This is a genomic window from Phaeobacter inhibens DSM 16374 (assembly GCF_000473105.1).
Classification (GTDB): Bacteria; Pseudomonadota; Alphaproteobacteria; order Rhodobacterales; family Rhodobacteraceae; genus Phaeobacter; species Phaeobacter inhibens.
On record NZ_KI421498.1, the window covers coordinates 1,760,597 to 1,784,043 of the forward strand.

Consider the following 23,447-nt stretch of genomic DNA (forward strand, 5'->3'; position numbering starts at 1 on the left):
CTCACGCTTAGATGTCGAAGCAGACATAAAACAGCCTGAGGTGCCCTGATGATCAACGCTCCCTTCCTTGACCGCGACCTGATGCGAGACGTCAACGCCAATGCTGCAGGTGGGGCCGGGCCGGATGGGCTGGGCAATCTGCCCGAATGGGACCTCAGCGATCTCTATACCTCCGAGAATGCGTCTGAGCTGGAACGGGACCTGGCTTGGCTTGACGGGGAGTGCGCCAGCTTCGCCGCCGATTACGAAGGTAAGCTGGCTGATCTGGACGCTGATGGTCTGCTCACCTGTGTGCTGCGCAATGAAAAGATCAATGCGATTGCTGGCCGGATCATGTCCTTTGCCGGATTGCGTTATTACCAGCTGACCACGGACGCCGGCCGGGCAAAGTTCATGTCCGACATGCAGGAGAAGATCACCATCTTCACCACGCCGCTGGTGTTCTTCACGCTGGAGATCAACCGGCTTGAGGATGCTGTGTTGGAGAGCCACTTCGCCGCCAACAGTGATCTGGCCCGCTATAAGCCGATCTTCGACCGGATCCGCGCAATGAAACCCTATCAGCTATCGGATGAGCTGGAGAAATTCCTGCATGATCTCGGTGTGGTCGGGGATGCTTGGGAGCGGCTGTTTGACGAGACGATTGCCGGTCTCACCTTCACCGTGGATGGCGAAGAGCTGAACATTGAGGGCACGCTCAATCTCCTGACTGAGCAGGACCGCAGCAAACGCGAGGCCGCGGCGCGGGAGTTGGCGCGGGTTTTCTCCGACAACATCAAGATCTTCGCCCGCGTTCACAACACCCAGGCCAAGGAGAAGGAAATTCTCGACCGCTGGCGTGGGATGCCGTCGCCGCAAATGGGTCGCCACCTCTCCAACCACGTCGAGCCGGAGGTCGTGGAGGCACTGCGCGAAGCAGTGGTTGCGGCCTACCCCAAGCTGTCGCACCGCTATTATGAGCTGAAGCGCAAATGGCTGGGGCTGGACCGGATGCAGGTCTGGGACCGCAACGCGCCGCTGCCGATGGAGACCTCGCGTACCGTGAACTGGGACGAGGCACGCAAGATGGTGATGGATGCCTACAGCGCCTTTGACCCCCGCATGGGCGATCTGGCCGAGCCGTTTTTCGACAAGGGTTGGATTGATGCCGCGGTGAAACCGGGCAAGGCGCCCGGCGCATTTGCCCACCCGACCGTGACCGACGTGCACCCCTATGTGATGCTGAACTATCTCGGCAAACCGCGCGACGTGATGACCCTTGCGCATGAGCTGGGGCACGGCGTGCATCAGGTGCTGGCGGCCGATCAGGGTGAGATGCTATCTTCAACACCGCTCACACTGGCTGAGACTGCCTCTGTCTTTGGCGAGATGCTGACCTTCCGCAAGATGCTGGAAAACGCCAAGGATAAGACTGAGCGCAAGATCCTGCTGGCAGGCAAGGTCGAGGACATGATCAACACCGTCGTGCGCCAGATCGCGTTTTATGACTTTGAGTGCAAACTGCACGCCGCCCGCGCCGAGGGGGAACTGACGCCAGACGATATCAACGCGCTGTGGATGTCAGTGCAGGCCGAAAGCCTTGGCGAGGCCTTTGACTTCATGGAGGGCTATGAAACCTTCTGGACCTATGTGCCGCATTTCGTCCACTCCCCTTTCTACGTCTACGCCTATGCCTTTGGCGATGGCCTCGTAAATGCCCTCTATTCGGTCTATGCCGAGGGGGCTGAAGGATTTGAGGACAAGTACTTCGAGATGCTGAAGGCTGGTGGATCCAAACACCACAAGGAACTGCTGGCGCCCTTTGGCCTTGATGCTTCTGATCCCACGTTCTGGGACAAGGGGTTGAGCATGATCTCCGATATGATCGACGAATTGGAGGCGATGGAGGACTGATCCTCACGCATACCACCGGACGAAGAAAGGGCGTGGTCAATCGGCTGCGCCCTTTGCTTTTTGTTGGCGGTTATTTGAGCTGGCTATCCTTGCTGCCACGCCGGTTAATGCCGCCCCGCGCGCTGTAGGCGCTGTCGCGATCCTGCTGGCACTCAATACAGAGCTTTACCCCCGGAATGGCCTTGCGGCGGGGCTCCGGAATTGGTTCTTCGCAATCCGCGCAATGGGTCAGGCTCTCACCGACGGGCGCAGGCCGAGATTTAAGCCGCGCCAGTTCATCACTGATTGAAGCCTCGATCTGCTCGCTCACCGCGCCATCGCGCGCCCATCCTCCAGCCATGGTCCGTCTCCTCTCGTAGGGTTACATCCTATCACATCCGGCAGGCATATGCTGCAATTGCCACCTGACGTGATGCGATAGCTATGGGTGCAACACCTCACTTGACCCACTGGTTCCGGTCTCTGGTTGCACCGAAGCGCAACAGCGGCTGGGCATCTGGAACAAAAACACCGCCCAGACCGTTGGATACACGACGGCGGCAAAAAGGCTGCCGTTCCTTTAGCGACCGAACTCTGGTGGCCTACACGCCTTCCAGCCAAACCGAGACCGCCCCCCCCCTGCAAGGAGACGCCGCCCATGCTAACGATACATTGCCTCGCCTACTCGCGCGCAATCCGCCTGATCTGGCTGATGGAGGATCTGGGGCAGCCCTACACTGTCGTAACCTATGATCGCACCGCTTCCTTCAGAGCGCCGGACAGTCTGGCCAAAGTACATCCGTTGGGCAAATCACCCGTGATCGAGGATGGCGACACAATGATCGCGGAATCCGCGACCTGCCTGCGCTACATTTCCGACCAGTATGGTGATACGCAGCACCGCCCCTCTCCCGGGACCGCAGAAGCGGTGCACCACGACGAATTGCTAGACTATGTCGAAAGCTCCTTTGCCGAAGTTGCCATGGGCGTACTACTGCCTGTCCTGAAGAGCGAAGAGGCCGGTGACGAAGCCAAACGTGCCATGGCTCAGCACCTTGACTATCTCACCCAGAACCTCCCGGAACAGGGGCTGCTGTTTGGGGACACCGCCACCCTGGCAGATATCCAGTTTTCGTACATCCTTGCCAATCTGGCAGCGATTGGTGCGCTAGAGGACGCGCCTCGGGTGGCGCGCTACTGGACCGATCTGCAGAAACAGCCTGGCTATCAGGCCGCAGTGGCCAAGGTGGGGCCAATGGCTCCGTCTTTCTGAGCCGCCAGCTACTGCCCACCAAAATCTATCACTCGAAATGAGGAGACCACCATGCAAGTTCTCGTAGCCGGTGCCACTGGCAATACTGGTCGCCGTGTCGTTGAAAAACTCCAGCGCCTCGGCCACCACCCCATCGCCCTGATCCGCGAAGGGTCGGACACAAGCATCCTGCCGCGGGGCACAACCACCCGACACGGCGACCTCACGGATTTGCCTGCGGAGGCCTGCAACGGATGCGATAGCGTTGTTTTTGCAGCCGGATCCGGCGGTGACACCTCGGCGGAAATGACTGAGAAGGTAGACCGCGATGGTGCAAAAGCACTGATCGATCTGGCAAAGCATGCGGGCGTTTCCAAATTCGTCATGCTCAGCACCATCGGCGCGGATAATCCCAAGCCGGACAGCGACCTTGCCCATTATTTGCAGGCCAAACATGACGCAGATGAACACCTGATGCGGTCGGGACTGGACTACGCAATCCTGCGCCCGGTTCGCCTAACTGATGGCGATGGCAGCGGCGACATGCTTTTTGGTGAGGAGGTCGATCCCGAGGGCATCGCCGCGCGCGGCGATGTTGCCGCAACTCTTGCAGATGCAGTCAGCAACCCGTCGTGGACAGACAAGGCCGCACGGATGCAGTCGCTGTAATCATTTTGGATCGACCAAAAACCACAAACAAGCCCCGGTGCGCAGCAGCCCGGGGCTGACTATTTGCTACCGCAGGCGCTGCTCTGTCGCCCCGTCGAAGATGTATGCATCCGCATCGTCAAAGCCCAAGGCAACCGCCGTTCCCTCCGGTAAGGCTTCGTCACCGCGGGTTTCAACAATGAGCTTTTCACCGGTTGGCGTGCTCAGGTAGTCGTAGGACACACCGCCAAGACGCTCCCTGAGGTCCAGAACCAAGCTGCTGTCCGCAGCTGTCACGCTCAGATGCTGTGGGCGCAGACCCAACAGAACCTTGCTGCCATCTGCTGGCAGGGCCACGGAGGTCGCAACACGGCGGTTCTCAAGCGCGGGCACAACGACGCCGTCCCCCTGCACGGTGCCTTCAAGGAAGTTCATGCTGGGTGAGCCGATAAAGCCCGCAACGAAACGGTTATCAGGATCTGCATAAAGCTCCATCGGGCTGCCGACCTGCTCTACACGTCCGGCACGCAGCACCACAATTTTATCTGCCAGTGTCATCGCTTCGACCTGGTCATGGGTCACATAGATCATCGTCGCGCCGATTTCCTTGTGCAGGCGGGCGATCTCGACCCGCATGTCGACCCGCAATTCGGCGTCAAGATTGGACAGCGGTTCGTCGAATAGAAACACCTCAGGCCCCCGCACAATCGCACGGCCGATCGCAACCCGCTGACGCTGACCGCCTGACAGGGCCTTGGGCTTGCGTTTGAGATAGTCGTCCAGCTTCAGAATACGGCTGGCTTCGGTCACTTTTTCCCGGATCTTCTCCTTGGGGTGACCGTTCATCTTCAGTCCAAAGCCCATGTTGTCCTCCACCGTCATATGCGGGTAGAGCGCGTAGGACTGGAAGACCATCGCAACGCCGCGATCGGCCGCGTCAAGGCGAGTCACCTCCCGTTCGCCGATATGAATATTACCGCTGCTGGTTTCCTCCAGCCCGGCAATCATCCGCAACAATGTCGATTTCCCGCACCCCGACGGACCAACGAAGACACAAAATTCGCCGTCGTCAATGCTGAGATCCACATCATGGATCACCTGCACATCTCCATATTTCTTGACGGCCTTGGCCAAAGTGACCCCTGTCATGCGTCTTCTCCCCTTGGGTTAACTTGGAAATTGCCAGGTCTCGGCAGCGGTCGCGATGTCCTTGGCAGTTTGCAGCAGCGCCGGACGCAGGGCTGTCAGCCCCTCCAACGACTGGCGTTGCACAGATGATGTGATCGACAGCCCGCCCATGACCTTACCTGCCTCCGACAGGATCGGTGCGGCGATGCAGATGATACCCGGTTCATGCTCTTCTCGGTCAAAGGCCACGCCATCATGGCGGATCTCGGCAAGCTCGGTCAGCAGCGCCTCAGGTGTCGCAAGGGTGTGAGCGGTGTGGGCAAAAAACGCCTGCCTGCGAATCGCGTCGGCCTGCGCCTCGGCAGACAGATGGGCAATCATTGCCTTGCCAACACCGGTGCAATAGCCCGGCCCGATCTTTCCTGCCTGGCTGAACATTTCAATCGGCGTTTCTGCATTGCGCTTGTCGACATAAAGCACCTGCCCGCGATCAAGCTGCGCCAGATGAATGGTTTCCCCCACATCAGCAGACAGCTGATCCAGATAAGGACGTGCCACAGGTGCCAGTGCGCTTTGCCGCCAAGCCGCGTGGGCCAGCCGCACCAACCGCAGGCCCGGCGCGTATGTCTGGTGGGTCTCGTCGTAGGACAACATCCCCTGATTGGTCAGGGTCTGGACCAGCCGGTAAAGCGTTGCTTTCGGATGATCGGATGCGGCCAGCACCTCGCCAAACCGCATCGGGCGGCCAGCCTCGGCGATCTGATCCAGCACCGCAAGCGCCTTGCCGACGGTCCCATCCGCCTCTCGTGATTGGGGCGCAGCTCTCGCCATCACTGTCCTTTCCCTGGCCGAAACCGGCCGATGTAACTGTTGACATCCTTAGCTGGGTCCGGTCATAGTTTCAATAGTTGGAATTTGGTTCCACTATATGAAACCAAAGAACCCACGTCAACAGGGAGGACGTCATGAAGACTTTGAAAGGAACGGTTGCGGGTCTGGCTCTCAGCCTTGGCCTGGCCACCGCGGCACAGGCTGAATTGAGTGGCACGCTCAAGATTTTTTCGGACATGTCCAATCCTGCGCCCCGCGCAGTGATGGAACAAATGGCTGAGGAATTCGACGCAATGCACCCCGATCTGTCAGTCGAACTGACCGTGATCGACCGCGAAGCCTATAAGACACAAATCCGCAACTTCCTGTCGGCGAATCCGCCGGATGTGGCCAACTGGTATGCCGCGAACCGCATGCGGCCCTACGTCTCTGCAGGTCTTTTCGAAGATATAAGCGACCTATGGGCAGAGCCTGAAATCGCCGATGCGCTGGCCTCCACGAAAGGCGCGATGACGCTGGATGGTAAGCAATGGGGCGTACCCTACACTTACTACCAGTGGGGCGTTTACTACCGTGAAGACATCTACAATGAGCTCGGCCTTGAAGAGCCCAAGGACTGGGAAACCTTCAAGTCGAACTGCCAGAAGATCCTCGATTCGGGGCGCAAATGCTTCACGATCGGCACCAAGTTCCTGTGGACCGCGGGCGGCTGGTTTGACTACCTGAACATGCGCACGAATGGGTATGACTTCCACATGGCGCTGACCAACGGCGAAGTCGCCTGGACCGATGACCGCGTGAAGCAGACCTTCGCCAACTGGCGCGAACTGATCGACATGGGGGCCTTCATCGACAACCACCAGTCCTACAGCTGGCAGGAAGCCCTGCCGTTTATGGTTAAAGGGGAGGCCGCAGCCTATCTCATGGGCAACTTTGCAGTGGCGCCGCTACGCGAGGCAGGTCTGGGCAACGATCAGCTGGACTTCTACCAGTTCCCCAGCATCAACCCCGATGTTGAATTGGCAGAAGACGCGCCGACGGACACCTTCCATATTCCTTCCGGTGCGCAGAACAAGGAAGCTGCGCGGGCATTCCTGCGCTTCGTCGTGTCAGCTGACAATCAGACCAAAATCAATGGCGGCGCAGCCCTGGGTCAGTTGCCGGTCAACTCCGGCTCCTCCGTCGATGATGACGAGATGCTGAACCAGGGGTTTGAGATGCTGTCGTCCAATTCCCCGGGTGGCATTGCGCAGTTCTTTGATCGCGACGCGCCTGCCGAAATGGCCTCGGTCGCTATGGAAGGGTTCCAGGAGTTCATGGTGTTCCCGGACAACCTAGATGACATCCTGAACCGACTGGAGAAGGCACGCGCGCGCGTCTACTGAGTGCAGTCATTTCCCCCCAAAAGCAGCGAGGCCGACAGTCGTCGGCCTTGCCGCCCTCGCGATTTCGCGACGCCCTGACAACATATCGCTGTCCGTCTGTCGGGATCCGTGACCGAACCAAATTTTTGACGACAACAAGGGAGATTTCCCGTGGCTGAGATGAACCTCGCTCCAGAAACCGGATCGTCTGCCACCTCACCCGGTGCCAGTGAAAGTTGGCTTAGGCGCAACCGGCAGGCCCTTGCGCCTTGGCTGTTCCTCGCGCCCGGGGTGATCTTCTTTCTGTTCTATGTGATTTTCCCAATTTTGCAGAGCTTCAACCTGTCGTTCTACCGCTGGGATGGTCTGGGGGATCCGCAGTTCATCGGGATGGAAAATTACCGGGAATTGATGGATGATCGCGCATTCGAGGTGTCTCTCTGGAACAATCTCAAATGGCTTCTGCTCTATCTTCTGGCGATCCCGGCCGGCCTGTTCATCGCCTTGTTCCTCAATCAGACCGTGACAGGTATCCGCCTCTACAAATCATTGTTCTTCTTTCCGTTTGTGATCAGCCAAGTGGTTGTAGGATTGGTTTTCAGCTGGTTTTACGACCCCACATTCGGCCTCCTTAATCAGGTGTTGGCCTGGGTCGGCCTTGGTCCGATCAATGTGCTGGGCGATCCGACGCTGGTGACCTATGGCATTATCATTGCCGGCCTCTGGCCCCAGACGGCCTATTGCATGATCCTCTACCTCACTGGCCTCAATGCGGTTGACCCCGAACAGGTCGAGGCGGCGCGTCTGGATGGCGCAAAAGGCGCCAAGATGCTGTGGTATGTGATCATCCCGCAGTTGCGTCCGGCGACCTTCGTGGCGTTTGTCGTAACCATCATCGGCGCGCTGCGCAGTTTTGACCTCATCTCAATCATGACCAACGGCGGCCCATTTGGCTCAAGCCGGGTGCTGTCGTTCTACATGTTCGAAAAAGCCTTGTCCGAATATGGCTTCCGTATGGGCTATGGCGCCGCAATTGCCGTGGTGCTGTTCCTGATCATGCTCTGCTTCATCGCCTATTTCCTGTGGTCCATGTACCAAGACGACAAAGGGGGCCGCTGATGTTTCCGAAACCCATCCAGAACAGCTCGCGCGCGTGGCAGACAACCTATCAGGCGCTGGTCCCTGCGGCCCTTGTCATGTGGCTGCTGCCGCTGATCGCTGTGGCCATCTTCTCGATCAAACCAGAGGCCGATTTCACCACCGGGAACTACTGGGGGGTGCCCTCCTCCTTTGAGGGGCTCAGCAATTACGGCCGGGTCTTCTTTGGCTCCGACATGCCGCGCTACCTGCTGAACTCTGTCCTGATCACCGTACCGACCGTGATCGGTGCAGTAGCCCTGTCCTGCATGACGGGCTTTGCGCTTGGCGTGTATAAATTCCGCGGCAACCTATTGCTGTTCTTCATGTTTGTTGCTGGCAACTTCGTCCCATTCCAGATCCTGATGGTGCCAGTGCGCGATCTGACGCTGGACATGGGGCTCTACAACACAAAAACCGGCCTTGTTCTGTTCCACATTGCCTTTCAGACCGGGTTTTGCACGCTCTTCATGCGCAACTTCATCCGCGCCCTGCCTTTTGAGCTGATCGAAGCCGCCCGCGTCGAAGGAGTCGCGGAATGGCGGATCTTCTGGTTTGTGGTACTGCCCCTGATGAAACCCGCAATTGCGGCGCTGAGCGTACTGATCTTTACCTTCATCTGGAACGATTATTTCTGGGCGGTTGTCCTGACTCAGGGCGCCGAGAGCCAGCCGGTGACAGCAGGCATCACCTCTTTCAACGCGCAATACCGAGCGGCTTATCATCTGATGAGCGCAGGCAGCATCGTCGCGGCCCTGCCGCCGGTTGCAATGTTCTTCCTGATGCAGCGCCACTTTATCGCCGGTCTGACCCTGGGGGCCGTGAAGTGAGCACGGTGAGAGATATCCGCTGTTGGACACTTCACGATCAGAGGCAAAGCCTGATCCTCGCCGCCCATGGCACTGATCTGGCGGAGGTCATTTACTGGGGGCCGCGCCTGCCCGACGGCACCGATCTGGAAATGCTTGTTGCCGCCGCGCACATGGATGTGACGGGGGGGATGCTGGACGCCGTGCCGCCGCTGTCGATCTGCCCCGAGGCGCGCCGCAGCTTCCCCGGCCAGCCCGGCCTGTCACTGACGAACAGCGCAGGCGAGGCGCTGTTGCCCCGCTTCACCTTTGAACGTGCCGAGGAAGATGATCAGACCCTCACCCTTCTGTATCACGATGCGAAAAACGGGCTGCGCTATCGCGCGCGGTTCGAGCTGACGCTCGCAACAGGCATGATCCGCGCGACGGCCTCTCTCACGTCAGAGCAGCCAGTCAGTGTGAACTGGCTCTCTGCACCGGTCTTTCCGGCACCTCAGAACAGTCACGAGATGATCGACTTCCACGGCCGCTGGATCGGAGAGTTTCAGACCAGCCGCACGCCCTGGAGCGTTGGCGCGCGCCTCAGGGACAACCCCACAGGGCGCACCGGGCATGAGCATTTCCCCGGTCTGATCGTGCCCTGCACCGGTGCCACGAACAGCCAAGGATCTACCTATGCCTTTCACTACGGCTGGTCTGGTGGCCATAAAATGCTGGCAGAGGAACTGCCCGACGGGCGTCGCCAGATCCAATGGGGGCATGCAACAGGCAGCCGCCGCAGCCCCGGCACCCAGTTTGAAACCGCACCGCTTTATGCCGTGTTCTCGGATCAGGGGATCAATGGCTGCGCCATTGCCTTCCAGCGTCATCTGCGTGACGAGATCCTGCAGCCCCCTACACCTGCGCGCCCGCGACCGGTGCATTACAACTGCTGGGAAGCGGTATATTTCGACCATGATCACGCCACGCTCTGCGATATTGCAAGCCGGGCTGCGGCACTAGGGGCAGAGCGGTTTGTGTTGGATGATGGCTGGTTCGGCAGACGGGATGACGATACCACATCGCTCGGCGATTGGACAATTGACAGACGCAAATACCCCGATGGGCTGATGCCTCTGATCAACCACGTCCACGCAGAAGGCATGACATTTGGCATCTGGTTTGAACCGGAAATGATCAACCCGGACAGCGATCTGTTTCGCACCCATCCTGACTGGGTTCTGGGCGATCCTGATCAGGTCCTGGGCCGACAGCAGATGGTGCTGAATATCGCGCTGCCAGAGGTTCAGGCCTATCTCTACGAGCGCATCTCAGCCGTACTTGCCGACCATCCCATCGACTATGTGAAATGGGATCACAATCGCGTCCTCCCGGAACCAGACAGCGCGCAGGCCGAGGCGATTTATGTGCTCTTTGACAGGCTGCGGGCAGACTTCCCTACGGTGGAGTTTGAAAGTTGTTCATCAGGTGGCGGGCGTATTGACTTTGGCATCCTGTCGCGCACCCACCGCGTCTGGCTCTCTGACAGCAACGACCCGCTTGAGCGATTGCGCATCCAGCATGAAGCCGCGCTTTTCCTGCCGATGGTGGTCACCGGCAGCCACGTAGGCCCCCGAAAATGCCACACCTCTGGCCGGGTGACAGACATCCGCCTGCGCGCCTGGGTCGCGGCGCAGCGCCATATGGGCTTTGAAATGGACCCGCGCGAGCTGACCGAGGAGGAAGCAGACGTTCTGCGCCAGGTTACCCGCTGGTGGAAAGGCAATCGTCATTGGACAGAGCGGGCGGATATTCTACGGCTCGACAGCGACGATCCTGCGGTCATTGCGGAGTTGCAGCGCGCGGAGGATGGCAGTCGGTTCGTCGCCTTCGCCGGGCTGAGCGCGGCCAGTGCCCAGATCCTGCCCCGCCCTCTGCGCCTGACCGGGCTGGAGCCGGGTACACTGTATGAAATCAGCCTGCTGAACCGCGACGATGCCCCCGGCCTGTCGCGTGGCTCGCCGCTCCTGAAAACCGAAACCGCCCGTCTCAGCGGCCAATATCTGATGCACCAAGGGATCACCCTGCCCTGGACCTTCCCGGAGTCGATATGGGTGATTGAAGGAACACGCCTATGACCAAAGACAGACGAAATCGCGCCTGGTACGGCAAACTGGACAAAGACGGATTTATCCACCGCAGCTGGATGAAAAATCAGGGCTTTCCCGACCATGCCTTTGACGGTCGCCCGATTATCGGGATTTGCAATACATGGTCCGAACTGACGCCCTGCAACTCCGGCCTGCGCGATCTCGCCGAAGGGGTGAAGCGCGGCGTGTGGGAAGCGGGCGGCTTTCCTGTTGAATTCCCGGTCATGTCGCTGGGCGAAACCCAGATGAAGCCGACCGCAATGTTGTTCCGCAATCTCCTCGCGATGGATGTGGAAGAGTCGATCAGGGCCTACGGCATCGATGGTGTTGTCTTGCTCGGCGGCTGTGACAAGACCACACCGGGCCAGCTGATGGGGGCGGCCTCGGTCGATCTGCCTGCCATCGTGGTCAGCTCTGGTCCGATGTTGAACGGCAAATGGCAGGGCAAAGATATCGGCTCCGGCACAGATGTCTGGAAGTTTTCCGAAGCCGTGCGCGCGGGGGAAATGACGCTACAGGACTTCATGGCGGCAGAATCAGGCATGAGCCGGTCCAAGGGCGTGTGCATGACCATGGGCACGGCCTCCACTATGGCGTCCCTCGTCGAAGCGATGGGGATGAGCCTGCCCACCAACGCCGCCCTGCCCGCAGTGGATGCCCGTCGCATGGCGCTGGCGCATCTCACCGGCAAGCGGATCGTCGAGATGGTAGAGGAGGATATCAAACCGTCCGACGTGCTGACCCGCGAGGCCTTCGTCAACGCCATCATGGCCAACGCAGCGGTTGGCGGCTCCACCAATGCGGTTGTCCACCTTCTGGCGCTGGCTGGCCGCGTTGGTGCAGAACTGTCTCTGGACGATTTTGATCTGGGCAGCGACATCCCCCTCTTGGTGAACTGCATGCCCTCAGGCAAATATCTGATGGAAGATTTCTGCTATGCGGGCGGCATGCCTGTCGTGCTGAAGCAACTTGCCGATAATGGGCACCTGCGCAGCAACACCACCGTTCTGGGCGGCGATATCTTGGCCTATGCCGAGGGTGCCGAATGTTTCAACGACGACGTCATCAAGAGCTTTGATGAACCCGTCAAACCGGCAGCGGGCCTGCGTGTTCTGCGCGGCAATCTTGCGCCCAACGGGGCCATCGTCAAACCCTCAGCCGCGACCGATCATCTGCTGGAGCACGAAGGCGTCGCCCATGTTTTTGAGACCATTGAGGACATGAAAGCCAATATTGACCGCGACGATCTACCGGTGACCAAAGACAGCATTCTGGTGCTGAAAGGCGTCGGCCCCAAAGGCTATCCCGGCATGCCCGAGGTCGGTAATATGCCGATCCCCCGCAAACTGGTGCGCGAAGGCGTGCGTGACATGATCCGCATTTCCGATGGTCGCATGTCCGGTACGGCCTTTGGGACAGTTATTCTGCATGTCTCGCCAGAATCACAGGCTGGCGGCCCCCTTGGTCTGGTGCAGACCGGCGACCGGATCCGGGTCAGTGCAAAGAACGGCACGCTTGACCTTCTGGTTTCGGAGGAAGAGCTGACCGCGCGCCGGGAGGCCTGGCAGCCAGAGCCGCTGCATTACACGCGCGGCTATGCAAAACTCTATGTCGACAGCGTCCTTCAGGCTGAAAAAGGCGCTGACCTTGATTTCCTCGTGGGCAAAGATACCCGCCCCGTCACACGGGAGAGCCACTGATGAGCGATACTGCAATCTTTCCGGACCTGAAGGGCGCATCAGTTTTCATCACAGGCGGCGGTTCCGGCATCGGGGCCGCGCTGAGCGAAGGGTTTCTGCGGCAGGGCGCAAGGGTTGCCTTTGTCGGACGCTCTGACGCCTCTGGCTTTGTTGACCGCATGGAAGCCGAGACTGGCAACCGCCCCCTGTTCATTCAATGCGACATCACCGATATTCCGGCGCTGAAAGCGGCTATTAAGCAGGCAGCAGAGGCACATGGCCCGATCACCACACTGATGAACAACGCCGCCAACGATCAGCGCCATGCCACATTGGATGTGGACGAAGAGTTTTGGGATTGGGCGCAGGCGATCAACCTCAAAGCCTATTTCTTTGCCTGTCAGGCCGTATTGCCGGGGATGCAGGCTGCCGGTGGCGGGTCGATCATCAACTTCACCTCCATCAGCTACATGATGGGCAACAACGGCTACCCCGCCTACACCACCGCAAATGCAGGTATTAACGGGATGACCCGGAGCCTCGCACGCGAGTTCGGACCAGATCGCATAAGGGTCAACGCCTTAGCGCCGGGGTGGGTGCTGACGGATAAGCAGCTTGATCAATGGGCAACGCCCGAGGCGCTTGCAGCCCATCTGGAACGCCAGTGCCTGAAGGACCATCTGGCGCCTCAGGATATTGTTGGCTCCACCTTGTTCTTGGCCTCTGCAACAAGCCGCATGGTTACCGGCCAGACTCTGGTGGTGGACGGCGGGGTTGTGGTGACGGGATGACAACACCGCCCGATCTCCTGCCTGAGAAGACACCAGACACATCTGCACCTGTATGGATAGCGGCGGATTGGGGAACAACCCAGCTGCGGCTGTGGGTGATGGATGCCCAAAATCAAGTGATTGACCGCATCACCTCTGACCGCGGCATGTCGCGTCTACGTCCGCAGGACTATGAACCGACACTGCTGGGCCTGCTTGGTGGTCATCTGACACCTAGTGACTACAGCGATACCGATCCAATCCCAGTCATCTGCTGCGGGATGGCGGGATCCCGTCAGGGTTGGGCAGAGGCCCCTTATGCCACCGCGCCCTGCCCCCCGCCGGGAATAGCCGAGGCAACCCCACCGGTGATACAGGACAAACGCCTGACCGTTTACCTGCTGCCCGGCATCAAGACGACCGATCCGGCGGATGTGATGCGCGGGGAAGAAACCCAGATTGCGGGGTACCTCGCACAAGACAGCAATCAGACCGGGCCTCAGGTCATTTGCCTGCCCGGCACCCACAGCAAATGGGCCAAACTGGATCAAGGCCGGGTCATCAGCTTCTCGACCTTCATGACCGGCGAGATGTTTGCCCTTCTTCGCGGGCAATCCGTGCTGAAACACTGCGTGTCTGAGGAAGGTTGGGATGACACCGCTTTTACGCAGGCCATCACCGAGACTCTCGCAGCTCCGGCAGGGATCGCGGCACAGCTGTTTCGTCTGCGCGCAGATGCGTTGCTTTCCGGCCAGCGGCCAGAAACCGGCAGGGCACGTCTCTCGGGTCTGTTGATCGGGGCCGAGCTTGCCGCGACTGAAAATTACTGGTCACACAAATCCGTCACCATCCTGGGCACCGACACACTGGCCCGCTGCTATGAAACAGCCCTATCCGCGCTGGGGTGTACACCCCAGCGCGTTGATGCCGAAACCCTGACCCTTTCCGGCCTCTGCGCCGCCTATGACCAATTGCAAAAGAGCCGAACCCCATGAGCCGAAATATCATCGCCATCCTGCGCGGTCTGCGTCCCGAAGAGGCACGCGCCATGACCGACGCCCTGATCGCTGCAGGTATCACCAAGATCGAAGTGCCGCTGAACTCTCCTCATCCTTATGACAGCATCGCCGCCATGCTGGATCAGGCGAAGGGGCGCGCCACAGTCGGTGCTGGCACTGTGCTCAACACCGTTGCGGTTGCTCAGCTCTCAGCCATGGGGGCACAGATGGTGGTCTCGCCTGACTGCAATCCGGATGTGATCCGCGCTGCCAAAGCCGCAGGCATGTTGTCCTATCCGGGGGTTTTCACCGCATCAGAGTGTTTTTCGGCTCTCCGAGCCGGGGCTGATGGTCTGAAGTTCTTCCCTGCCTTCAAACTGGGGCTGGACGGTTTTTCTGCGCTGAAAGCGGTCCTGCCCGCTGATGCTGAAACCTACGCAGTTGGCGGTGTCGGGCCTGCGGATTTTGCCGATTGGCAAAAGGCGGGCATTACCGGTTTTGGCATCGGGTCCTCTCTCTACAAACCCGGCCGCACGGTCGAAGATGTCGCCCGCCTCGCCGCAGAAACCGTTGCCGCCTATGACGAGGCCTTTGATGGCAAGTGAACCGACAATCCACTCGGCGGTGGCGCAGGTCTTCAGCGAAACCCGCTGCACCCTTGGCGAAGGACCGCTGTGGCACCCAACCCGCAGGCAATTGTTCTGGTTTGATATCCTCGAAAAGCGGCTGCTCAGCGTTGCTGGGGGCAAGGAGATCATCTGGCAATTTGATGGCTGCGTGTCCGCCGCCGGTTGGGTCGATGAGACGACCCTGATCATGGCGAGCGCCCGAGCGCTTTGGCGGTTTGATATCGAAAGTGGCGCGCGGACCCATCTGATAGATCTGGAGGCGGATCAGCCCCTGACGCGCTCGAACGATGGCCGGGCAGATCCCTGGGGCGGCTTCTGGATCGGGACAATGGGCTACAATGCGGAGTTCGGCCTCGGCGCGATCTACCGCTACTATCGGGGCGAGCTGCGCCAGCTGGTTGCGAACCAGACCATCACCAATGCGATCTGTTTTGCCCCGGACAAATCATGCGCCTATTTCACCGACACCAAGACTGGCAAGATCATGCGTCAGCCGCTTGCCGCCGAAGACGGATGGCCGATTGGCGCGCCATCAGTATTTATTGATCTCAGCGGCGAAGATTTCGGCCCCGATGGCGCCATTGTCGACGCAGAAGGCCGGTTCTGGAACGCGCAATGGGGGGCAAGCCGTGTTGCCGTCTACACCCCAACGGGGGAGCTGACAGAGATCTATTCGGTCCCAACCGCGCAGGCCTCCTGCCCCGCACTTGGTGGGGAGTCCCTGTCATACCTGTTCATCACCACCGCCGCAGACGGGTTAGATGATCCGGCAGCGGGCAAGACCTACAGCATTCAAACGACGGCCAAAGGCCAGCGCGAACATCGCGTCATTCTCTGAGGACTTTCATGCAGCGCACACTTGGCACCTGCTACTATCCAGAACATTGGCCGGAAGACATCTGGCAGGAGGACGCCGCGCGCATGGTCGCGGCGGGGCTGACCTGGGTCCGCATTGGCGAGTTCTCCTGGTCACGAATAGAACCCAACCCCGGTGATCTGCAATGGGACTGGCTGGATCGCGCCATCGACACATTGGTCGCGGCGGGATTGAAAGTGGTGCTGGGCACCCCCACCGCCACCCCGCCCCGGTGGATGGTGGACCGCCACCCGGATATGTTTGCACTCGATGCAGATGGCAGATCGCGCGGCTTTGGCTCGCGTCGGCACTATTGTTTCAGCCATACAGGCTACCGTGCAGAGGCCCGGCGGATCGTCACCCTGATAGCGGAACGCTACGGCCCCGGCGATCGCATCGCCGCATGGCAAACGGACAATGAATACGGCTGCCACGACACCACGATCAGCTACTCCCCGGCCGCAGCCGCCGCCTTCACCCACTGGCTTGAGGTCCGTTTCAACGGTGACATTTGCGCGCTGAACGCTGCCTGGGGGAACGTGTTCTGGTCGATGGAGTATGAGCGCTTTGACCAGACCGGTCTGCCGAACCTCACCGTGACCGAACCAAACCCTGCCCATGTCCAGGCATTTAGGCGGTTTTCATCGGACCAGGTTGTCAGCTTCAACCGCGATCAGGTGGAGATCCTGCGCGCCCATTCCGACGCGCCTATTGCGCATAACTATATGGGACGAGTAACCGACTTTGACCACTACAAGGTCGGAGAGGATCTGGAGATCGCCAGCTGGGACAGCTACCCATTGGGCTTTCTTGAGGACCGGGTTGGTGCTAGCGCCGAGGATCAGCGCCGGTATGCGCGACAGGGTGACCCGGATTTTCAGGCCTTTCACCATGACCTCTACCGTGCCGTGGGGCGCGGGCGTTGGTGGGTGATGGAACAGCAGCCCGGCCCGGTAAACTGGGCGCCCTACAATCCCGCTCCCCTACCTGGCATGGTGCGGTTCTGGACCTGGGAGGCCTTTGCCCATGGGGCGGAGGCAGTGTGCTATTTCCGCTGGCGTCAGGCCCCTTTTGCGCAGGAGCAACTCCATGCCGGATTGCTGCGTCCCGATAGCGCAGAGACCCCCGCCATGATTGAGGCCCGTCAGGTTGCCGAAGAACTGGTCGGCGCAGATGAGGTTGCGCCATCGCAGGCTCCTGTGGCGCTGCTCTTCGATTATGATGCAGAATGGGCCTGGCAGGTGCAGCCACATGGTCAAGGTCTGAGTTACTTCGACCTCGTGCTGGATCACTACCGAGCCCTGCGTCGCGCGGGTCTGTCTGTTGACATCATCCCGCCGACCCAAACCGATTTCACCGGATATGAGCTGATCCTTGCCCCCGGTCTGGTGCACCTCCCGGATGACCTGCGTGGGGCACTGGCCGACGCGACAGGTCTGCGCCTCTATGGTCCGCGAACAGCTGCGCGGGATGAGGATTTCAGGATTCCAACCTCGCCGCTACCGCCTGCCCTGCAGGGGCTGGATATTGTCGTCGCAGCGGTCGAAAGCCTCCGACCGGATATGCCGCTGCCACTCGCAAACAGCGACGGCGCAGTTGTCGGCTATCTGGAAACACTGGATGGCGAGGGCAGTGTTCTGATCGAAACCTCAGCTGGGCACGCTGTCGCTGTCGCTGCGGACAATCAGGTCTATTGTGCCGGATGGCTGGATCCGTTGGGCCTGGACCACTTGATCGCAACGCTCTGCGCCCGTGCGGGCGTGAACATCCGCAAAATGCCCGAGGGTGTACGTATGCGCCAGACCGCGACGGAGGAATTCTGGTTCAACCACCTCGCCGAGCCGGTAGAAACAGAAGTCGGCACGCTCCCGCCTGCAGGAGTTCTGCGCAAGGCGCGCGAAGAGGCCTAAAACAAAATCCGCCGGAGCCTACGTCCCGGCGGATTTTTTCAATGTATATTCTGTGGCCTCAGACCGTACCGCCAAGGCTTCCCTCAAGCGTCGCCAGTTCCTGCCCGCCTGCCATCATATCCTGCAGTTCCTCGGCAGAGATGTCACCGCGCTGCGCAGTCCCAAGGGTCCTGCCCCGGTTCAGAACCGTGAACCGGTCGCCAACTGCAAGAGCATGACGCACATTGTGGGTGATGAACACCACGGCCACCCCCTGCCTGCGCACCTTGTCGATGGTGGCGAGCACATTGGCGGTCTGACGTACACCCAGCGCCGATGTCGGCTCATCCAGGATCAGCACCTTGGCGCCGAAATGCACCGCGCGGGCGATGGCTACGGTCTGACGCTCCCCCCCCGACAGGGTACCAACAGCCTGATCCGGCCCACGCAGATTGATGCCCATCTTGCGCATCTCTTCCATAGTGATGCGATTGGCGTAGTCATGGTCGAACAGCTTCAACGGGCCGATCTTGCGGATCGGCTCATTCCCCATGAAGAAATTGCGGCTGACTGACATCAGCGGGATCATCGCGAGATGCTGATGCACCGTGGCAATCCCTGCGGCAATCGCATCACGAGGATCCGCAAAATGGAGCGGCTGACCTTCAAACAGAATGTCGCCCTTGGTGGGTTTATGCACCCCCGACATGGTTTTGATGAAGGTAGATTTTCCGGCGCCATTGTCGCCAAGCAGGCAGTGGCATTCCCCCGGGAACACATCAACCGAGACACCCGCCAGCGCGATCACACTGCCAAAATGCTTCTCGATGCCCTGCATCCGGATCAAGGGTTGAGACATGGACATATCAGCGCTCCCCTGTAATGACGCGGCGAATATAGGTGTTGAGGATGACCGCAAACAGCAGGATCAGTCCGAGGAACACCCGGAACAGGGAACTCTCGACCCCGGCAAAGAACAATCCCTGCTGCACCACGCCAAAGATCAGCGCGCCTAGCGCGGCACCCAGAACCGAGCCATAGCCACCGGTTAGGAGCGCGCCACCAATCACCACCGCAATGATGGCCTCAAATTCTTTCAGCAAGCCGCGATCCGACCCGGCGCCGCCAAACTCCATCACCTGGCAGGTTGCAAAGACGGTTGCGCAAAAAGCCGTGAACATGAACATCAGGATTTTCACGCGGTTAACAGGCACCCCGGAGTTGCGCGCGGCCTCAGCGTCACCACCCGCCGCAAATATCCAGTTGCCAAACCGTGTTTTGGTCAGGATCACATGACCGATGATCACCAGCAGGATAGCCCAGACGATGAGCATCGGCAGACCCTCGACCACCGGCTGCCCCTTCCGGGTACCGCGTTCAAAAACAGCAATCCAGCCGTTGTCGCCAAACCACTGAAACAGGCCGGTCAGAATTTTACCCCCAAACAGCGCCGCCAACCAATCACCTTCGGCTGCGTCAGCCACACCACCGATAATGGTTTTACGTTCAATGGTTTGCGGCAGGTAGATAGCAAAGCCACGCAGAATGAAGAGAAACGCCAGTGTCACGATGAAACTGGGCAAACCCGTGCGCACCACGATAAATCCATTCAACGCACCGATGGCCGTCGCGATTGCAAAGGTCACCAGAATAGCCAACCAGACCGGCCAGCCCAGCGTTACGCTGAAAATGGCGATCAACATACCCGCAAAGCCAATCATTGAGCCGACAGACAGGTCGAATTCGCCCGCGATCATCAGCAGGCAGGCCCCGACCGCAATGATCATGAACTGGGCGGAGATCTGACTCCAGTTCATCACGCCCTGACTGTTGAACATGCCGCTGTCACCGGCAAAAATAAGGAACATCGCGAATACGGTGATGGTGCCGATTATGCCGCCCAATTCGGGTCGGATCATGGCTTCGCGGAATTTCGAACGGGTTTTGATCCGCTCGTCTTCCGCAAATTGGGTAGGTGCGTCAGACATTGTGCTCTCTCTGAAATAAGGGGCGGCCGATGTGTTTCAGCCGCCCGCACTTGGGGAGATGATTACCGGTACTCGCCCGCGAACTCTTCGACCTTTTCCAGGCCGTCCTTGGTCACAAAACCAGGGCCAGAGTTGATGTTGTTGCCGGGCAGCACGCCGTAGCGGTGGTAATTGGTCAGAACCACAACTGGCAGATAGGCCTGCAGGAAGGGCTGCTGATCGATACCCCAGTTGATGACACCGGCTTTCAGACCTTTGACGATTTCCTCACCCAGATCGAAGGTGCCGAAATAGATGTCGCCAGCCATGCCGTTTTCTTCCAGCGCCAGCAGGGTCGGATCCGCCGAAGTCGGGCCGAGTGTCAGAATCGCATCAGTTTCCGGGTTGGTGTTGAGATAGGCCAGAACGCGGTTCTTGATTTCCGCCGGATCCTGCCCGCTGTCGATCATCTGATCGCCGAGATCCACACCCAGCCCGTCGGCAAAGCCCTGACAGCGTTCTGTCGACGAGGGCGAACTGATGTAGTGGTTCACGCAAAGAAAGCTGCCGACGCCGTCCGCTTTGGCGCGCATACCCGCCGCATGGCCTGCGTCATATTCTGGCTGACCAACATACATCAGGGCGCCGACTTCGCGGGCCTGATCCGGGGTGCCGGAATTCATGATGATCACATCCACGCCGCTGTCCACAGCCGCTTTGATCGGGCCGGACAGCACATCATAGTCGGACAGGGTTGTGATGATGCCGTTGGGCCCTGAGGCCGCGGCCTGCTCAATGATCCGCGCCATATCGGCGAGGTCACCAGTCGGCGGGTTGCGGTACTCCACCTCCACGTTCATCTGCTCGCCCGCCAGGGCGATCCCGTTCTTGATGGTGTTCCACCAGCTGTCGCTGTCGGGGGCGTGGCTGACGAGGATATATTTTTCACCCTCGGCAGAGGCTGCTGTTGCCAGCATCATCGGCGCCGCTGCAACCGTTGTTGCGAGCATAAATGTCTTGAAGATTGACGTCATTCTTTCCTCCCAAAGTTTTACCGTCACGATCGCGTCCGGGCGGTCCCATTCGCGTCGGGGATCAGAATAACCACGAATCGATTTTTTTTGCAACCGGTTGCAATTTGTGGCAGCATTTTTTCTGCTGAACTCGAATTGGATCCGCGATAGATACTCTGATCCGGTGCGCAGCCGGTTGCACAGGTGGATGGGCCCCCGATGGCCCGGACAAGAGGAAGACCAGGAATGGCTGTAACGTTAAAAGAGGTGGCAGAACGGGCGCAGGTCTCACGATCAGCGGTGTCGCGCACATTCACCGATGGCGCATCCGTCTCCGAAAAGATGCGGCGCAAGGTCGAGAAGGCCGCGCAGGAACTTGGCTACAGTCCGAACGCATTGGCCTCCTCTCTGACAACCGGACGCACCAAACTGATTGGCCTTGTCTCCAACAACTTTCACAACCCGATTTTCCTTGAGGTCTTCGACCGGTTTACACGCCGCTTGCAGGATCGCGGCCTGCGACCACTGCTGGTAAATCTCTCCGATGAAACGGACCCGGAAAACTCGGTGCGGATGTTGCGACAGTATTCCGTGGATGGTGTCGTCGTAGCCTCATCTACCCTCCCACCAGGCTTTGCCAAGGCATTTCGCGATGCTGGCGTGCCGGTGGTTCACAGTTTTGGCCGCTCATCTTCCACACCGCAGGTACATGTTGTGGGGATCGACAACGTCGAATGCGGCCGCATGGCTGCACGCACACTTGTAGCCCGTGGATACAATAAGGTCGCTTTCATGGGCGGCCCGCAAAGCGCAACCTCAACTCAGGATCGTTGCAAGGGTTTCACATCCGAGATGGAGGCCCATCCAGAGATCACTGCAACGCATAGTTTTGCGGAGGATTATTCTTTCGAGGCAGGCCGCCGCGAAATGCTCCGCCTGCTACAAGACGACCCAGCAGAAGCCTATTTCTGCGGTGATGACGTCTTGTCGATCGGGGCGCTCAGTGCGATCCGTGAACAGGGCCTGCAGGTGCCGCAGGATGTTGGCGTTATCGGCCTCAACGACATGGAAATGGCGCGGTGGGAAAATATTGACCTCACCACTATTCACCAGCCGATTGAGCAGATCGTCAATTCCTCAATTGAGCTGGTCGCGGCTATGCTGGACGAACCCGATCGCTATCCAGAAGCCCGCATTTTCCCCTGCCATGTCGTGGAGCGCGGAACGCTGCGGCCGCAAAAGACCTGAACCACCCGGCAAAGAAGACAGGCGCCAGAAATCCGGCGCCTGCCCTCGAACCAACGCTTCAGCTAGCGAAACATAGGTGGGCGAGCATCCACCCAAGCCCCGTCTGTCGCGCCGCTTTCAGCCACCGCAAAAACCGCCGCCATGGAGCGCAACCCGTCCTCTGCCCGCGGGTAGAGGTCCGCAGCGGGATCTATCGGACGCCCCGTTTTTTCGGCTCTAATCGCTTCTGCCAAATCACTGTAAATATTGGCAAAAGCCAGCGGCATCCCCTCTGCATGACCGATGGTCACACGACTGGTGCGATCAGCCTCTGGGCTGAGATTGGCTTCACCACGTTCGATCACTTGCAAGCGCTCTCCCAGCGGCATCCAATAGAGCTGGTTCGGCTGTTCCTGCGACCAGCGCAGACCGCCCTTTTCACCGAATACCTGCAAGGTCAGCCCATGCTGGCGTCCAATCGCCACCGATGAGGTCCAGAGCCGCCCGACGGTGCCGCCATCAAAGCGCATATTGACCATGGCGTCATCTTCCAGAACCCGGCTTTCAATACAGCTGACTGTATCTGCTGACAGGCGTTCCAGCTCCTGACCAATGACAAAACTGGCCATATGCAGCGCGTGAATGCCGCAATCCGCGAATTGGGCCGAGACCCCGGCCTGCGCCGGATCATAGCGCCAGCGCACCCGCGGATTATCCGCATCGGCAGCATCCGCATGATGCCCATGGGCAAATTCCGCCTTCACGAGGCGGATTTTACCAAGATCACCGCGCGCGACCATCGCCTTCATATGACGGACCAGAGAATATCCGGAATAGCCATAATTCACGGCGCAGATCTTTCCCTGTGCCTTGGCGATTTTGACGATTTCCTCGCCTTCCTCAATGGTCATGGTCATCGGCTTTTCACACAGCACATGAAAACCCGCCTCAAGAAAGTTTTTGGTAATCTCAAAATGCGTGGCATTGGGAGTCGCCACAGTCACCAGATCAACCCGGTCGTCGCGATCGCGTTCGCCCTCCAGCATCTCCTGCCAGTCGCCATAGGCGCGATCCGCCGCAAGCCCCAGCCGCTGACCATAGGCGCGTCCCTCTTCTGGACGGTGATCCAAGGCCCCTGCCGCGAAATCGAAGGCACCATCCAGCCCCGCGCCCAGACGGTGAGCCGGCCCGATCTGGCTGCCTTCGCCGCCACCGATCATCCCCCATTTCAATTTTGTCATGGTGCCGC

At 59.4% G+C, this 23,447-nt stretch carries 21 protein-coding genes; 14 read left to right on the forward strand and 7 right to left on the reverse strand.

Annotated features, from left to right (window positions below; translation table 11 throughout):
• Positions 1-48: 48 nt before the first annotated feature.
• Positions 49-1,893, forward strand: coding sequence for a M3 family oligoendopeptidase (locus INHI_RS0112170; RefSeq protein WP_027247811.1), 1,845 nt, complete (start codon positions 49-51; stop codon positions 1,891-1,893).
• 70 nt (positions 1,894-1,963) lie between these two features.
• Here the strand turns inward: INHI_RS0112170 and INHI_RS0112175 are convergent, their stop codons facing one another.
• Positions 1,964-2,233, reverse strand: a complete 270-nt coding sequence (locus INHI_RS0112175; RefSeq protein WP_014873836.1) for a DksA/TraR family C4-type zinc finger protein — start codon at positions 2,231-2,233, stop codon at positions 1,964-1,966.
• A gap of 297 nt (positions 2,234-2,530) precedes the next feature.
• On the opposite strand from INHI_RS0112175, the gene INHI_RS0112180 reads away from it, so the two are divergent.
• Both INHI_RS0112180 and INHI_RS0112185 read left to right on the forward strand, forming a co-directional pair.
• A complete protein-coding gene (locus INHI_RS0112180) occupies positions 2,531-3,145 on the forward strand; it encodes a glutathione S-transferase family protein (RefSeq protein ID WP_014879353.1) in 615 nt (204 codons plus the stop codon).
• Between the two features lie 51 nt (positions 3,146-3,196).
• Entirely contained in the window at positions 3,197-3,793 is a 597-nt protein-coding gene (locus INHI_RS0112185; RefSeq protein WP_014873834.1) for an SDR family oxidoreductase, read from the forward strand.
• A gap of 66 nt (positions 3,794-3,859) precedes the next feature.
• On the opposite strand, the gene INHI_RS0112190 is transcribed toward INHI_RS0112185, so the two are convergent.
• Together INHI_RS0112190 and INHI_RS0112195 are read right to left on the reverse strand one after the other, a co-directional pair.
• Positions 3,860-4,921 carry an ABC transporter ATP-binding protein gene (locus INHI_RS0112190; RefSeq protein ID WP_027247812.1) on the reverse strand — a complete coding sequence of 354 codons (1,062 nt, stop codon included), beginning with the start codon at positions 4,919-4,921 and terminating at the stop codon, positions 3,860-3,862.
• 18 nt (positions 4,922-4,939) lie between these two features.
• The gene (locus tag INHI_RS0112195; RefSeq protein ID WP_027247813.1) at positions 4,940-5,731 is read right to left on the reverse strand and encodes an IclR family transcriptional regulator; all 792 of its coding nucleotides are present in this window, start codon (positions 5,729-5,731) and stop codon (positions 4,940-4,942) included.
• 134 nt (positions 5,732-5,865) lie between these two features.
• Here INHI_RS0112195 and INHI_RS0112200 point away from each other — a divergent pair, with 134 nt between their 5' ends.
• The 10 genes from INHI_RS0112200 (at position 5,866) to INHI_RS0112245 (ending at position 18,012) form a co-directional block, all read left to right on the forward strand.
• Positions 5,866-7,116, forward strand: coding sequence for an ABC transporter substrate-binding protein (locus tag INHI_RS0112200; protein ID WP_014873831.1), 1,251 nt, complete (start codon positions 5,866-5,868; stop codon positions 7,114-7,116).
• A 159-nt stretch (positions 7,117-7,275) separates the two neighbouring features.
• Positions 7,276-8,214, forward strand: coding sequence for a carbohydrate ABC transporter permease (locus INHI_RS0112205; RefSeq protein WP_173677688.1), 939 nt, complete (start codon positions 7,276-7,278; stop codon positions 8,212-8,214).
• Positions 8,214-9,062 (forward strand): carbohydrate ABC transporter permease, encoded by an 849-nt coding sequence (locus INHI_RS0112210; RefSeq protein WP_014873829.1) that lies wholly within the window; start codon positions 8,214-8,216, stop codon positions 9,060-9,062. The genes INHI_RS0112205 and INHI_RS0112210 overlap by 1 nt, the downstream gene beginning before the upstream one ends.
• Positions 9,059-11,158, forward strand: coding sequence for an alpha-galactosidase (locus INHI_RS0112215; protein WP_027247814.1), 2,100 nt, complete (start codon positions 9,059-9,061; stop codon positions 11,156-11,158). The genes INHI_RS0112210 and INHI_RS0112215 overlap by 4 nt, the downstream gene beginning before the upstream one ends.
• On the forward strand, positions 11,155-12,870 hold the full coding sequence (locus tag INHI_RS0112220; RefSeq protein WP_014879348.1) for an IlvD/Edd family dehydratase: 1,716 nt from the start codon (positions 11,155-11,157) through the stop codon (positions 12,868-12,870). The genes INHI_RS0112215 and INHI_RS0112220 overlap by 4 nt, the downstream gene beginning before the upstream one ends.
• Positions 12,870-13,640: an SDR family NAD(P)-dependent oxidoreductase gene (locus tag INHI_RS0112225; protein ID WP_027247815.1), complete on the forward strand. Its 771-nt coding sequence runs from the start codon at positions 12,870-12,872 to the stop codon at positions 13,638-13,640. The genes INHI_RS0112220 and INHI_RS0112225 overlap by 1 nt, the downstream gene beginning before the upstream one ends.
• Positions 13,637-14,614, forward strand: a complete 978-nt coding sequence (locus tag INHI_RS0112230; RefSeq protein ID WP_036767045.1) for a 2-dehydro-3-deoxygalactonokinase — start codon at positions 13,637-13,639, stop codon at positions 14,612-14,614. The genes INHI_RS0112225 and INHI_RS0112230 overlap by 4 nt, the downstream gene beginning before the upstream one ends.
• Positions 14,611-15,222 (forward strand): 2-dehydro-3-deoxy-6-phosphogalactonate aldolase, encoded by a 612-nt coding sequence (locus INHI_RS0112235; protein WP_027247817.1) that lies wholly within the window; start codon positions 14,611-14,613, stop codon positions 15,220-15,222. The genes INHI_RS0112230 and INHI_RS0112235 overlap by 4 nt, the downstream gene beginning before the upstream one ends.
• Positions 15,212-16,084 carry an SMP-30/gluconolactonase/LRE family protein gene (locus INHI_RS0112240; protein ID WP_036767047.1) on the forward strand — a complete coding sequence of 291 codons (873 nt, stop codon included), beginning with the start codon at positions 15,212-15,214 and terminating at the stop codon, positions 16,082-16,084. Before INHI_RS0112235 ends, INHI_RS0112240 begins: the two co-directional genes overlap by 11 nt.
• A gap of 8 nt (positions 16,085-16,092) precedes the next feature.
• Complete coding sequence (locus INHI_RS0112245; RefSeq protein WP_027247819.1) at positions 16,093-18,012, forward strand: beta-galactosidase; 1,920 nt, start codon at positions 16,093-16,095, stop codon at positions 18,010-18,012.
• Between the two features lie 58 nt (positions 18,013-18,070).
• Here INHI_RS0112245 and INHI_RS0112250 read toward each other — a convergent pair whose 3' ends face one another.
• From INHI_RS0112250 to INHI_RS0112260, 3 genes are all read right to left on the reverse strand, one after another.
• On the reverse strand, positions 18,071-18,856 hold the full coding sequence (locus INHI_RS0112250; protein WP_027247820.1) for an ATP-binding cassette domain-containing protein: 786 nt from the start codon (positions 18,854-18,856) through the stop codon (positions 18,071-18,073).
• Position 18,857: 1 nt separating this feature from the next.
• Entirely contained in the window at positions 18,858-19,979 is a 1,122-nt protein-coding gene (locus tag INHI_RS0112255) for an ABC transporter permease (protein ID WP_014873820.1), read from the reverse strand.
• Positions 19,980-20,041: 62 nt separating this feature from the next.
• Positions 20,042-20,992, reverse strand: coding sequence for a sugar ABC transporter substrate-binding protein (locus tag INHI_RS0112260; RefSeq protein ID WP_027247821.1), 951 nt, complete (start codon positions 20,990-20,992; stop codon positions 20,042-20,044).
• Between the two features lie 225 nt (positions 20,993-21,217).
• Here INHI_RS0112260 and INHI_RS0112265 point away from each other — a divergent pair, with 225 nt between their 5' ends.
• Positions 21,218-22,219, forward strand: a complete 1,002-nt coding sequence (locus INHI_RS0112265; protein ID WP_027247822.1) for a LacI family DNA-binding transcriptional regulator — start codon at positions 21,218-21,220, stop codon at positions 22,217-22,219.
• Positions 22,220-22,281: 62 nt separating this feature from the next.
• Here the strand turns inward: INHI_RS0112265 and INHI_RS0112270 are convergent, their stop codons facing one another.
• Positions 22,282-23,439, reverse strand: a complete 1,158-nt coding sequence (locus tag INHI_RS0112270; protein ID WP_027247823.1) for a Gfo/Idh/MocA family protein — start codon at positions 23,437-23,439, stop codon at positions 22,282-22,284.
• Between the last annotated feature and the right edge of the window lie 8 nt (positions 23,440-23,447).